This window comes from Streptomyces sp. NPDC005281 (assembly GCF_040607495.1).
Lineage (GTDB): Bacteria > Actinomycetota > Actinomycetes > Streptomycetales > Streptomycetaceae > Streptomyces.
Genome location: NZ_JBEXGX010000008.1, coordinates 1 through 12,127 on the forward strand (window position 1 = coordinate 1; position 12,127 = coordinate 12,127).

Sequence of the window (12,127 nt, forward strand, 5' to 3'; positions counted from 1 at the left end):
CTGCGCCTGCTGCAAACCGTCGTGGCCGTGGCCGCCGAGAAGAACTCCACCCTCGTCCTGCCCTTCCCCGTCGAACTGCTGCGCTTCCTCGAACGAGCCCAGTCGGGACAGCAACCACCCGAACGACCGCAGCAGCAGCCCCAGCCACAGCAGCAGAGGCCACCGGACGCACCGCCCGCGACGGACGGGCGGCCCGGGGCCGGTCCCGTCGAACCTCCGCCCGCGCCGGGTCTGCTGGGCACGACGCTGGGAGCACTCGGTCTCCCCGAAGCGTTCGCGGACACGGACGGGCTCGGAATCCCGGACACGTTCGGAATCCTCGGTGAGCCCAGGGTGCCGATGGAGCCCGAGGGACCGGAGGACCCGGGGAAGCCGGGGAAGCCGGACGGGTTCGGAAGCGCCGACGGGTTCGGGAAGGACGCGGACCGGTCCGCCGGCGCCGTGGAGGACCGCGCAGGGCCGGAGACACCCACGGGCTAGACCCGGGCCGGACCCGCGGACGGACCCACGACCGTCGGGCGGTGCGCGGCTCCCGACGGAGCCCCAGGCGGGTGACTTCGGGACAGCGCGAGGACGGCACACCCGCCCAGTGGCCGAATAGTCACACTTATTTTCATATCGTCACACGATGACTCTCTCCGTACGGAGCATCACCGTGACCTGTGTCGCGGGGGCCCTCGGCGCAGCGCTCGCCGCCTGCGGCGGCCCGGCAGGCCCGGAGGCGGCTCGCCGGGGGCACCACGCACCAGCCACCGCCTCCATCACCGGCACCCCCACGGGCACCGCCCCCTCGCGGCCACCCACACTCGCACCCGGTCCCGCCGGGCTGACACCGGTCTTCGAGAACGGGCCGCGCACCCGGGACCGGACGGTCGCGCTGACGTTCGACGCGGACATGACCGCGGACGAGGGGGCGCGGGCGGCGGGCGGCGAGCATTTCGACAATCCGCAGCTGATCGCGACGCTGAGGAGGTTCGACGTGCCCGCGACCGTCTTCATGACGGGCCGGTGGGCGGACGAGTACCCGCGGGAGGCCAGGGACATCGGGCGGGACCCGCTGTTCGAGATCGCCAACCACTCGTACAGCCACTACGCCTTCACGAGCGACTGCTACGGGCTGCCGACCGTGCCCAAGGACAGGATGCGCGCGGACCTGGAACGGGCGTACGCCGCCTTCAGGAAGGCGGGAGTACGGGACGCCATGCCCTACTTCCGTTTCCCCGGCGGGTGTTACGACCGGCGCGCGCTGCGGGCGCTGAGCGCGGCCGGGGTCACGGCCGTGCAGTGGGACGTCGTGAGCGGGGACGCGTTCGCGACGGACGCGGACGCCGTCGCCCGGCAGGTCCTCGACGGTGTCCGGTCCGGGTCCGTCGTGGTCATGCACTGCACCCGCTCCGCGGCACCCGTGACGGAGCGGGCGCTGCGCACGATCGTTCCCGAGCTGCGCCGCAGGGGCTTTCGATTCGTGAAGGTGTCCCAGCTCATCGGAGCCGCCGACGGACGGACCCGGTCTTCCCCGCGGCCCACGCGCACCTCTCCCGCCCCGGCCCCGCACCCCTCGTAAGCTGGGGGCATGAGCGACGACCAGCGCGCGAGGGGCACGGACGAACCGGCCGGGGAGTCCGGCCGGGCCGTCGATCCCGCGCGGGAGGACGGGCCGCCGTACGCGGAGTGCGTGCTGTGCCGTGAGCCGACCGAGTATCCGGAGTCCCACAAGGGGATCACGCTGTGCCCCGTCTGCGCCTGGCAGGAGGCACAGCGCACCGCGTGTTCGGGCTGACCGGCCAAGGGCGCCGGACCCCGGGACGGACATCCGCACCCCCCGGCCGCCCGTCCGGAACGGATCTTCCGCCTGGCAGACTGGGGGCGTGAGCAGCGACGACCCGACCCCCGCCGACGACAGCCCCTTCCATGGCGAGCCCACCCCGCGCGACGAGGCACGGCAGTACGTGCTGCCGCTGGTGGTGCACATCGAGAAGGCCGCTCCCCCGGCCCGCACCGACGCCCTGGAGACCGCGGCCCGGGCCGTGCTGACCATCCTGAGCGACGAGCGTTCCCTCTGGGACGGTGTCTGGGCGCAGGCGATGCGGGACTGGCAGGACGCCCGGATCCGCAAGGTCGTACGACGGGCGCGCGGGGCCGAGTGGCGGCGGGCCGAGGCGCTGCCCGGTATCACCGTGACCGGGAGGTCCGCGGAGGTGAGGGTCTTCCCGCCGGTACCGCTGGACGGCTGGCCCAAGGACCTGGCACGGCTCCAGGTGTCCGGCACGGACCTCGAGGATCCGGGGCCGCCGGACCCGGCCGATCCGGCCGCGCCCGTGCTGTGGCTCAACCCCGAACTCGGCATGTCGGCCGGCAAGACGATGGCGCAGACGGGCCATGGCGCCCAACTGGCCTGGTGGGAGCTGTCGGAGAAGGAGCGGACCGCCTGGCGCGAGTCGGGCTTCGCCCTCTCGGTACGCACGGCGGATCCGGCTCACTGGCGTGAACTCAGCGTCTCCGAGCGGCCGTTGGTCCGTGACGCGGGGTTCACGGAGATCGCTCCCGGGCTGACGGTCGCCGTCGAGGGACACGACCGTGTCGGCGCCCTGCCGAAACGCGCTCCGGATCCGGCGGGCTGACGGCGCGGCTCAGTCCGCGAGGGTGGTCGCGAGTTCCGCGGTGACCCGGACGAGTTCGGTGTCCGGCTCGGCGAGCAGATGCTGGAGGGTGCCCCGGTGGGCGCGTACGGCCTGGCGGGCTTCGCGCTCCCAGCCCACCCAGTTCTCACGGCGGTTGAGGAGTTTGGGATAGGCGGCGGCGGTGCGTTCCCACTGCCGGGCCTCCGCGATGTCCCTCAGCAGCTGGATTATCTGAACACGGCAGGTCACCTGCGGGAGTTCGGCGAGTTCCCAGAGGAAGGGGACGGTCGCTGCCGTCGCCTGCTCCACCACGAATCCGTACTGGCAGATTCGTTCCCTCAGGTCCTGGAGCGCCGCCCTGGCCGTTGCCGCGTCGCCCCAGGCGACGGTGTTGAGCAGGAACGGGATCGCTTCCGCCGATCCCTTGGAGTCCTTGATCTCGTCCCACGAGACGCGTCCCAGGTTCCTGAGTGGTGTTGCCATTTCCGCTCCCTCCGAAGGCGTCGGACAGTGACAGGTGCGCGGGCGGGCCACGGGCCGTCCCGGACGATCACACTCCCCCTGGGGAGCGGCTGAACCGACGTCAGAAGAGGCCTCTGGTAACGACGTTGACGCCACGGCTATTATCCACGCTGACAGCGTCTTCGTGCAATTGCACGAGAAATTGCATGAAGCCGGAGAGAGTAATGAGCCACGTGAGGTCCGGCCGGGACCCGCGGCCGAACGGCCGGCCCGGGCGCTCACCTGGTGGAACGTCAGCAAGGAGAGTGCGTTGGTGCCATCAGTGCCGAACGGAGTGCGGGCCAGCTCGCTGGGTGCCTCCTGGATCAAGAGCAGGCACAGCAATGCCGAGGGCAACTGCGTCGAGGTGGCCTCCCTGGACGGCGGGGGCATAGCGGTGCGCAACTCCCGCGACCCCGACGGTCCGGCCCTCGTCTACACCCCGGCGGAAGTGGCCGCGTTCCTGGCCGGAGCCAAGGAGGGGGAGTTCGACCATCTGCTCTGAAGCACTTCCTTCGGCGCCCCGAACTCGGCTGAAACGGAAGGCCAGTTGTCCACTTCTGTCTCCCGCTGCGGCAGAGCCCGGAGCAGTGCGATAATTTTGGCTGCCGTATGCCGGTCGACAGGGAGTCAGGATGTCCGTCGAGTCACCCCGCACCTCCCGTCTCGAACCGTATCTGAGCCGGGAGGAGCCCGCCCCCACTCTGCTGAAGATGCTGGTGGGCGTTCAGCTGGCCGGCGCCCGCGAGGACGCGGGCCTCTCCCAGGAACAGGCGGCGCGCTCCCTGGGGTTCAGCGCGGCGAAACTGTCGCGCATAGAGGCGGGCAAGGGCCGCAGAACCCCCACGGAGGGCGACGTCCGCGCCCTGCTCGATCTGTACGGCACCGAGGACTACGAGGTGTCGGTCCTGATCAGACTGCTCAAGCGCGCGGGTGAGCCGGGGTGGTGGCAGCGCTACGACAAGCGGCTGATGCCCGAGTGGTTCGACCGGCTGGTCGGACTCCAGGAGGCGGCCACCACCATCCGCACCTTCGAGATCCAGTACGTACCGGGCCTGTTGCAGACTGCCGAGTACACCCGGGCCGTGGTGGAACGCGGGCTGCCGACGGCGCCCGCCGCCGAGGTGCAGCGCCGGGTGGAACTCCGCATGCGCCGACGGGAGTTGCTGGACCGGGCCGATCCCCCTCATCTGTGGGCCGTCGTCGACGAGTCCGTACTGCTGCGCGTCCTGGGCAGCCGTGACGTGATGCGCGCCCAGCTCGAGCACCTGATCGAGATGGCGCAGCGCCCCCATGTGATCGTGCAGATCGTGCCGTTGGACGTCACCAACGCCTCGGCGCCGGCGATCCCCGTCACCTATCTGCGCTTCGGCGGCGTCGAACTGCCCGACATCGTCTATCTGGAGCACATCAGGAGCGCCAACTTCCTGGAGGACCGCGACGAGACGGAGGAGTACCGGGTGGTACTGGACCGGCTCGCCGACGAGGCTCTCAGCCCTCGCGCGTCCCTGGCACTGCTGCGCTCCACGGTGGAACAGCGGTACAACGCCTCGCACTGACGGCCCACCGCACCCGGGCCGCCCGATGCCGGCGGGCCCGCCGGGCCGGATCTAGCGGATCCGGCCGACCCCGCCGAACTCGATCCACTCCTGGGTGAGCTGGCGCGGCACGACGTCGGTGTCGGGACGCCACGTGGACACCTCGACCAGTCCGGGTTCGAGGATGTCCATGCCGTCGAAGTACTCCTGTACGTCCTTCTCCTCGCGAACCCGGCCCCAGTGCCCCTGCGTCGCGGTGTCCATGAAGCCGGTGACGAAGTCGCGGACCTCGGCGTCCTCGCTGACCAGTTGGCACATCACCATGAAGCTGCCGGGCGCCAGCCGTTCGGCCACGCGGCGGATCACGGGGACGGGACCGTCGGTCTCACTGTCCGGGATGCAGTGGAACACCGAGTTGAACAGCACGGCCACCGGCTGCGAGAGGTCGATCAGCCGCAGGGTGTCGGGGTGGGAGAAGATCTCCTCCGTCTGCCGCAGGTCGGCGTGGACGACGGCGGTGCGCTCGTTCTGGTCGAGCAGGGCCCGGCCGTGCACCAGCACCATCGGATCGCTGTCCACGTAGACCACCCGGGAGGTCTCGTCGACCGCCTGGGCGACCTGGTGCACATTGTTCTGGGTGGGCAGACCGGATCCGTGGTCGAGGAACTGCCTGATCCCGTATCCGTCCGCCAGCGTCCGGACCACCCGCTGGAGGAAACGCCGGTTGTTCAGAGCGAGCGCGCGCGTACTGGGGACGACCTTGTCCAGCTCTTCGCAGGCCGCACGGTCGGCGGCGTAGTTGTCCTTGCCGCCGAGGTAGTGGTCGTACATGCGCGCGGCCGTGGGGACCGTGGCATCGATCGACGTGGACAACTGCTCGCCAGGCTGCATCGTTCCCCCAGATCAGTGTCGGCCGGCCCGACCGGCCCCACCGGCAATACATCTTAGGGAAACGGAAGTTGGCGTTGCCAGCCCCTGACGAGGGACGCGGGAGGGCTTTCGGGCCAACTTGTGCCCGCTCGTTCGGCGAGGTGGCGCGAATTGGCCGATCAGCCCGGCGGATCCCGCACCCGGCGGGCCCGGCCGCGCGTCCCGGCCCGCCACCGAACCTCAAATGTTGCTCTGAACGTCCGCCCCGGTGGGTTCGGCCCTGCCCGGCGGGGCCATGACCTGGTCACGCCGGTGCACCGGCCGTCGTGGGGAGCGACGCAGGGGCATGCGCGGCCGAGGCCGTGCAGGAGGAGGGGACATGCGGGAGCCGGGGCGACTGGGTACGGGGCGACTGGGTACGGGAATCGGATGGCGGCCGGAGATCGCCGAGGCCGTGGAGAACATGCCCGGCATCGACTGGGTCGAGGCGGTGGCGGAGAACGTGTGCCCCGGGCATCTCCCCGAGTCGCTGCTGCGACTGCGCGCGCGGGGTGTCACGGTGGTGCCGCACGGGGTGTCCCTCGGGCTCGGCGGCGCCGACCGGCCCGACGGGGCACGGCTCACCGCGCTCGCCGATCGCGCGGAGGCGCTGGGGTCCCCGCTCGTCACGGAGCACATCGCGTTCGTGCGGGCGGGCGGCCCGCTCACCGCGTCACCGCTTCTGGAGGCCGGGCATCTGCTGCCCGTGCCGCGCACCCGGGACGCGCTGCGGGTCCTGTGCGAGAACGTCCGCGCCGCCCAGGCCGCGCTGCCCGTCCCCCTCGCCGTGGAGAACATCGCGGCGCTGATCTCCTGGCCGGGCGAGGAGATGACGGAGGGACAGTTCCTGTACGAGCTGGCCGACCGCACCGGCGTCCGGCTGCTCATCGACGTGGCCAACCTCCACACCAACCATGTCAACCGCGGCGAGGACCCCGTCAAGGCGCTCGACGAACTGCCGGTCGAGGCCATCGCGTACGTCCACGTCGCCGGGGGCTTCGAGCGCGACGGCGTATGGCACGACAGCCACGCCCATCCCGTCGCACGGCCCGTGCTCGACATCCTCGCCGACCTCGCGTCCCGGGTGACCCCGCCGGGTGTCCTCCTGGAACGGGACGAGAACTTCCCCGAACCGGCCGAACTGGAACGGGAGCTGACCGCGATCCGGGGGACCCTGGAGAGGGCGGAAGCCACGTCCCGGGCGACCAAGCGGAGTACGGCCGTCCTGGCCGGCGGTCGGGCCGCTACGGGTGACGCCGGGGCCGCGCAGGGCGAGGCCGCCGACACGGGCGCTCCCACCGGCACCGATGACGCCCCTCGTCAGCGGGTGGCGCTGGCGCAGGCCGCCCTGCTGTCCGCGCTCGTCGCCGGAACCCCCGCGCCCGAGGGCTTCGACCGTGTGCGCCTCGGGGTGCAGGCGCGCGCCCTCGCCGCCAAGCGGGCGGACGTGGTGGCGAAGGTGGCCCCGGAGCTGCCGGAGATCCTGGGCGACGGCTACCGGCTGGCGTTCCTCGCGTACGCGCAGCGGCGTCCGATGACCGGCGGCTACCGCCGCGACGCCCTGGACTTCGCGGAACACCTGCTGCTCGCGGGACTCCCGGAGGGCGCCGGGACACGGCGGCTGCGCGCCTGGTGGCTGGAACGATCGGGTCCGGTGCCGCTCTCCGCGCGCCCCGTGGCCCGGCTGGCCCGCGCCACCCGCAGGGCCCTGCTGCGCCACTGAACGGAAAGGCCGGACCGATGAACGGAAAGGCCGGACCAATCCCGTCCGGCCCACCGCACACGCCTCGCACCACCTGCCCCGCAACGCAAGGCACCACATCGCCTCGCACCACCCGGCCCCGCCCCGCAACGCACCACATCGCCTCGCACCACCCGGCCCCGCCCCGCAACGCACCACATCGCCTCGCACCACCCGGCCCCGCAGCGCACCGCCTCGCCCTGCACCGCCCTGCACCGCACCACGGCAGGGCGGCAGGGCGGCCCCGACCGGACACCCCGACACGCCACCTCCGTGGAGTGTGCCCGGAGTAACACCGCTCCCCTTGAAGGCGACGCACGCGTCCAATTGATGCCGTTTCAGGGCGATATGGCGTACGCGCGAACCACCGCAACCGGCGCCTTCCGCCCTCGGCTCGCCCTGTTCCTGGCGTACGGCGGTTGACGTAGAGCGCTCAGCGGCCGGCCACCCCGCGCCCGGGGCGCAATAGCGTGCGGTGCCGCAACAGGAGGCACCATGCGACACGACAAGCGCTCAGGACCCGCCCGTGGAACGGGGCTCATCATCGCCGCCCTGCTGGCGACCCTGGCCGCACTGGCCTTTCCGGTCTGGTCGTACGCGGACCGTGCGGGCACCGGCCTGGACACCCTGAACTCCCAGAGCGTGCCGACCCCGTACGGTCCGCTGTCGGCCCTGGACCGGGAGTTCGTCACCAGGGTCCGGCTGGCCGGTCTGTGGGAGCTGCCCGCGGGCCAGCAGGCCCAGGAACGCGGCACCACCCGGGCCGTACGGACGGCCGGGCAGCACCTCATCGAGGGGCACACGTTCCTCGACGCACGCGTCCGCGACGTCGCCGCGCGGCTCGGGCTCGAGCTGCCGAACCAGCCCAATGCCCAGCAGCGTCAGTGGCTGTCCACGCTCGGGGCGGCCCACGGCACGCGGTACGACCAGGACTTCGCGAACTTCCTGCGCGCGGCGCACGGCAAGGTCTTCGCCATGGTCGCCCAGGTCCGCGCGAACACCAGGAACTCGCTCGTACGCGAACTCGCCGACGACGCGAACATCATCGTGCTCGACCACATCAAGATCCTGGAAGCGACCGGATACGTGGACTTCGAGGCGCTCGCCGAGGACGCGGCCACCGCGAGCCCGCCGCCGCTCGTCAACTCCCCCGCGCCGCCCGGCCCGGTGGCGTCCCCGTCACCGCCGGTCCCGGTGACGCCGTTCTCGGCCTACCCGCTCCCCCCGGCCGCCGCACGGCCCGAACCGTCCTCCGGTTCCTGAGGCACACGCGGCCCCGGGGCCACGGCCACCGCCTCCCGCACCACCCGAAAAACGGAACGTCACATACCGGCAACGGCTCCGTCCCACATAGTGAGTGGAGCATGGCGCCCGCCCGCCGCATCGCATAGAAAAACGCCATGTTCTGGGTCCTTCTCCTGCTCATGGCCTGGTCGGCGGCCGGTGTCTCCTGCACCCGGCTGTGCCTGGCCGCGCTCCGCGCCGCCTCGCTCGACGCCGACGTCGGGCGCGGGCACGAGCTCACGCTGTACGAGGCCGCGTTCCTGTCCGGCGGCCCGGCCCGGGTGGCCGATCTGACCCTGGTGTCGATGGCCCGTCAGCGCCGTCTGCTGCTCGCGCACACCGGCTGGGCCACGGTCGTCGACCCGCGCGGCCGCGACGACATGGAGCGCTCCGTCATCGGGGCCATCGGCCCCGAGGGCCAGTCCCGGATAGCGCCGCTGCGGGCGGCCACCGCCGCCGCCGACTCGGTACGCCGTCTCGCGGACCGCCTGGTCGCGGCCGGTCTCGCCGTCCCCGACGGGGCACGCACCGACGTCACCGGGGCCGTCCGCCAGGTGCGGGCCGCCGCGGCAGCGGTCCTCGCGCTGGGCGGCGCGGCCCTGCTGCTGCCGGGTCAAGCCCCGGGCAGCGGTGTCCCGGTGGCCGTCTGGTTCCTGCTCCCGCTCGTCCTGACGGTGAGCTGTCTCGCCATAGCCCGGATCGAGGTGCACCCCTGCACCCGCTGGGCCTCCCCTGCCGGGCAGCGGCTGCTCGGCACCCTGGCCGGGCACGCCGACGCCTCCGGTGACGACCGTACCTATCTCACGTCCGTCGCCGTACGCGGCGTCCGCGCCATCGGCGAACCGGAACTGCGGGCCGCCCTCGCGCACCGGGACCGCGACACCGCCTGGACGGCAGGGGGCTCGACAGGGGGCTGAGGGCGCCCAGAGGGGCGCATAGGGGGCATTGGGGCCCGACACCGGCAGGTGGTGCTTTACTTCGCCGTCCGCCGAACGAAGCATCCTTCTGTCGCTGCCGCGCGCTGAAGGGATTCGCGATGAGAGCTGCCGTCCTCCAAGGAACCGCAGGGTCCTTGCTCCTGACCGGCCTTGTCGCCGCTCCGGCCGGCGGTGCCCCGGCCCGGCCGGACCCGGCCGCGTCCGCCGAGACGCGCGGCACCGCCGTCGCCGCCGAGCGTGCGGCCGCCGCGGGCATCCGCTTCGGCAGGTGTCCCAAGGAGGAGCACCTGCCGTCCAACCTCCGGTGCGGCACGGTCACGGTGCCCCTCGACTACGCCCTGCCCGACGGCAAGCGGATCAGACTGACCGTCAGCCGGATCAGGGCGACCGGCAAGGACCCGCGCAACGCCAGGCACAAGGTGCCGAGCCAGGGCGCCCTCGTCTACAACCCCGGCGGTCCCGGCGCCTCCGGCATGTTCTTCCCGCTGATCGGCTTCCTGCCCGAGTGGAAGCGGATCGGAGCCGCCTACGATCTCGTCGGCTACGCCCCGCGCGGCGTCGACCGGTCGGCGCCGCTGTCCTGCCGGGACCCGAAGCGCCCGCCGAAGCCGCTCCTCCAGTCCCCCACGGTCCCCTCCGAGTCGTACAAGAAGGCGCGGATCGCGGAGGCGAGGGCGTACGCCCGCGGCTGCGCCCGGCGTTCGGGCCCCGCCCTGCGCCACTACACCTCGCTCAACAACGCCCGCGACCTGGACGTGCTGCGCGCGGCGCTCGGTGAGCGGAAGCTGACGTTCATGGGTGCCTCGTACGGAACGTACTTCGGTTCCCTGTACGCGACGCTGTTCCCCTCGCACGTACGCCGGATGGTCTTCGACTCGGCGGTGAACCCCGATCCCGAGAAGATCTGGTACGAGAACAATCTCGACCAGTCCGCGGCGTTCGAGGTCCGCTGGGCGGACTTCCGCGCGTGGACCGCGCGGTACGACAAGGTGTACGGACTGGGCCGCACCTCGGAGGAGGTCCAGCGCTCCTACGACAAGGCGCGGACCCGGCTCGCCGGCTCACCCGCGGGCGGCAAGGTCGGACCCGCCCAACTCCAGGGCGCGTTCCTCCAGGCCGGGTACTACGACGACTACTGGCCGCAGCGCGCGCTGGCGCTGTCCGCCTATCTGAAGGGCGACCCGAAGCCCCTGATCCAGGTGGCGGGACCGCATCCGGAGGCGGCCGCCGAGCAGGAGAACGGCAACGCGGTCTACACGGCCGTCGAGTGCAACGACGCGCCCTGGCCCACCGACTGGCGCACCTGGGACCGCGACAACACCCGTCTCGCGCGCGTCGCCCCGTTCGAGACCTGGGACAACGTATGGATGAACCTGCCGTGCGCGTACTGGTCCGCGCCCCGGCAGAAGCCGCTCGACGTACGGACACTGCCCGGAGAACTGCCACCGACGCTGATCCTGGCCGCCGAGCGGGACGCGGCGACGCCGTACGAGGGAGCCAGGGAGCTTCAGCGGCGGCTGTGGGGCTCGGTGCTGGTGACCGAGAACGGCGCCGGCACCCATGGGATCGCGGGCGGCCCCAACAAGTGCGTCAACGGCTATCTGGACGCCTACCTGCTGGAAGGCCGGCTCCCCGAGCGGAACGTGGGCTGCGCGCCGCACCGTGAGCCGGTGCCGCCGGCATCCGGGAGGACGGTGCGGCGGGCGTCCTGACGGGGATCCGGGAAACATGAAGGCGGGCGCCCCCCTGGAGGGACGCCCGCCTCTTGCGCCCGGACGGTCGGGCGAGGCCGGAACGGCCGGGCAATGTGCCGGGACTGCCGGCGAACTGCCCCGGACCTGCCGGACGGGGTGCCGGGACGGTCAGGCGAGGCTCGCGACCAGTTCGGCGACGTCCCTGCGTCGGCCGGTGTAGAACGGGACCTCTTCGCGGACGTGCATCCGCGCCTCGGAGGCGCGCAGATGGCGCATGAGGTCGACGATGCGGTGGAGCTCGTCGGCCTCGAAGGCGAGGATCCACTCGTAGTCGCCGAGCGAGAACGAGGCGACCGTGTTCGCGCGGACGTCGGGGTAGCCGCGGGCCATCTTGCCGTGGTCGGCGAGCATGCGGCGGCGGTCCTCGTCGGCCAGCAGGTACCAGTCGTAGGAGCGCACGAAGGGGTAGACGCTGACGTAGTCGCGGGGCGTCTCGTCGGCGAGGAACGCCGGGACGTGCGAACGGTTGAACTCGGCGGGCCGGTGCAGCGCCATGTTCGACCAGACCGGCTCCAGGGCGCGGCCCAGCCGGGTGCGCCGGAAGAGGTTGTACGCCTCCTGGAGCTGGTCGCTGGTCTCGGCGTGCCACCAGATCATCAGGTCGGCGTCGGCGCGCAGCCCCGACACGTCGTAGGTGCCGCGGACGGTGACGTCCTTCGCGGCGAGCTGGTCGAACAGCTCCTGGACCTCGTCGGCGTAACCGGCGCGGTCCTCGGGGAGCACGTCCTTCAGCTTGAAGACCGACCAGAGGGTGTAGCGGATGACCTCGTTCAGGTCCTTGGCCAGCTTGCCCTTGTTCGGGATCCTGGCGGCCTCGGTGGTGGGGGCGTCGTCACTCATG

The 12,127-nt window shown here is 72.0% G+C and carries 12 protein-coding genes and 1 pseudogene; 10 read left to right on the forward strand and 3 right to left on the reverse strand.

Translation table 11 applies throughout. The features are described from left to right. From ABZV42_RS13460 to ABZV42_RS13475, 4 genes and pseudogenes are all read left to right on the forward strand, one after another. Positions 1–480: pseudogene (locus ABZV42_RS13460) on the forward strand (hypothetical protein); the annotation flags it as partial. Between the two features lie 148 nt (positions 481–628). Further along, positions 629–1,564 (forward strand): polysaccharide deacetylase family protein, encoded by a 936-nt coding sequence (locus ABZV42_RS13465; RefSeq protein ID WP_356051964.1) that lies wholly within the window; start codon positions 629–631, stop codon positions 1,562–1,564. A 9-nt stretch (positions 1,565–1,573) separates the two neighbouring features. Beyond that, a complete protein-coding gene (locus ABZV42_RS13470) occupies positions 1,574–1,780 on the forward strand; it encodes a hypothetical protein (RefSeq protein WP_355981281.1) in 207 nt (68 codons plus the stop codon). Between the two features lie 88 nt (positions 1,781–1,868). Next, positions 1,869–2,621, forward strand: coding sequence for a peptidyl-tRNA hydrolase (locus tag ABZV42_RS13475; protein WP_356051966.1), 753 nt, complete (start codon positions 1,869–1,871; stop codon positions 2,619–2,621). Positions 2,622–2,630: 9 nt separating this feature from the next. Here the strand turns inward: ABZV42_RS13475 and ABZV42_RS13480 are convergent, their stop codons facing one another. Next, positions 2,631–3,104 carry a hypothetical protein gene (locus ABZV42_RS13480; protein WP_355981275.1) on the reverse strand — a complete coding sequence of 158 codons (474 nt, stop codon included), beginning with the start codon at positions 3,102–3,104 and terminating at the stop codon, positions 2,631–2,633. Positions 3,105–3,396: 292 nt separating this feature from the next. Between ABZV42_RS13480 and ABZV42_RS13485 the strand changes: the two genes are divergently transcribed. Both ABZV42_RS13485 and ABZV42_RS13490 read left to right on the forward strand, forming a co-directional pair. Further along, on the forward strand, positions 3,397–3,627 hold the full coding sequence (locus ABZV42_RS13485) for a DUF397 domain-containing protein (protein ID WP_355981272.1): 231 nt from the start codon (positions 3,397–3,399) through the stop codon (positions 3,625–3,627). 130 nt (positions 3,628–3,757) lie between these two features. Next, positions 3,758–4,681 carry a helix-turn-helix transcriptional regulator gene (locus ABZV42_RS13490; RefSeq protein WP_356051968.1) on the forward strand — a complete coding sequence of 308 codons (924 nt, stop codon included), beginning with the start codon at positions 3,758–3,760 and terminating at the stop codon, positions 4,679–4,681. Between the two features lie 51 nt (positions 4,682–4,732). Here the strand turns inward: ABZV42_RS13490 and ABZV42_RS13495 are convergent, their stop codons facing one another. After that, the gene (locus ABZV42_RS13495) at positions 4,733–5,551 is read right to left on the reverse strand and encodes an SAM-dependent methyltransferase (RefSeq protein ID WP_355981268.1); all 819 of its coding nucleotides are present in this window, start codon (positions 5,549–5,551) and stop codon (positions 4,733–4,735) included. Between the two features lie 358 nt (positions 5,552–5,909). Between ABZV42_RS13495 and ABZV42_RS13500 the strand changes: the two genes are divergently transcribed. The 4 genes from ABZV42_RS13500 to ABZV42_RS13515 all read left to right on the forward strand — a co-directional run bounded on the left by ABZV42_RS13500 (position 5,910) and on the right by ABZV42_RS13515 (position 11,244). After that, positions 5,910–7,292 carry a DUF692 domain-containing protein gene (locus ABZV42_RS13500; RefSeq protein WP_356051970.1) on the forward strand — a complete coding sequence of 461 codons (1,383 nt, stop codon included), beginning with the start codon at positions 5,910–5,912 and terminating at the stop codon, positions 7,290–7,292. A 513-nt stretch (positions 7,293–7,805) separates the two neighbouring features. After that, positions 7,806–8,573: a DUF4142 domain-containing protein gene (locus ABZV42_RS13505; RefSeq protein ID WP_355981263.1), complete on the forward strand. Its 768-nt coding sequence runs from the start codon at positions 7,806–7,808 to the stop codon at positions 8,571–8,573. Positions 8,574–8,710: 137 nt separating this feature from the next. Continuing rightward, positions 8,711–9,511 carry a TIGR04222 domain-containing membrane protein gene (locus ABZV42_RS13510; RefSeq protein ID WP_356051972.1) on the forward strand — a complete coding sequence of 267 codons (801 nt, stop codon included), beginning with the start codon at positions 8,711–8,713 and terminating at the stop codon, positions 9,509–9,511. A 119-nt stretch (positions 9,512–9,630) separates the two neighbouring features. Further along, positions 9,631–11,244 (forward strand): alpha/beta hydrolase, encoded by a 1,614-nt coding sequence (locus tag ABZV42_RS13515; RefSeq protein ID WP_356051974.1) that lies wholly within the window; start codon positions 9,631–9,633, stop codon positions 11,242–11,244. 150 nt (positions 11,245–11,394) lie between these two features. Here the strand turns inward: ABZV42_RS13515 and hemQ are convergent, their stop codons facing one another. Beyond that, positions 11,395–12,126 (reverse strand): hydrogen peroxide-dependent heme synthase, encoded by a 732-nt coding sequence (gene hemQ, locus ABZV42_RS13520; RefSeq protein ID WP_355981255.1) that lies wholly within the window; start codon positions 12,124–12,126, stop codon positions 11,395–11,397. Position 12,127 lies beyond the last annotated feature (1 nt).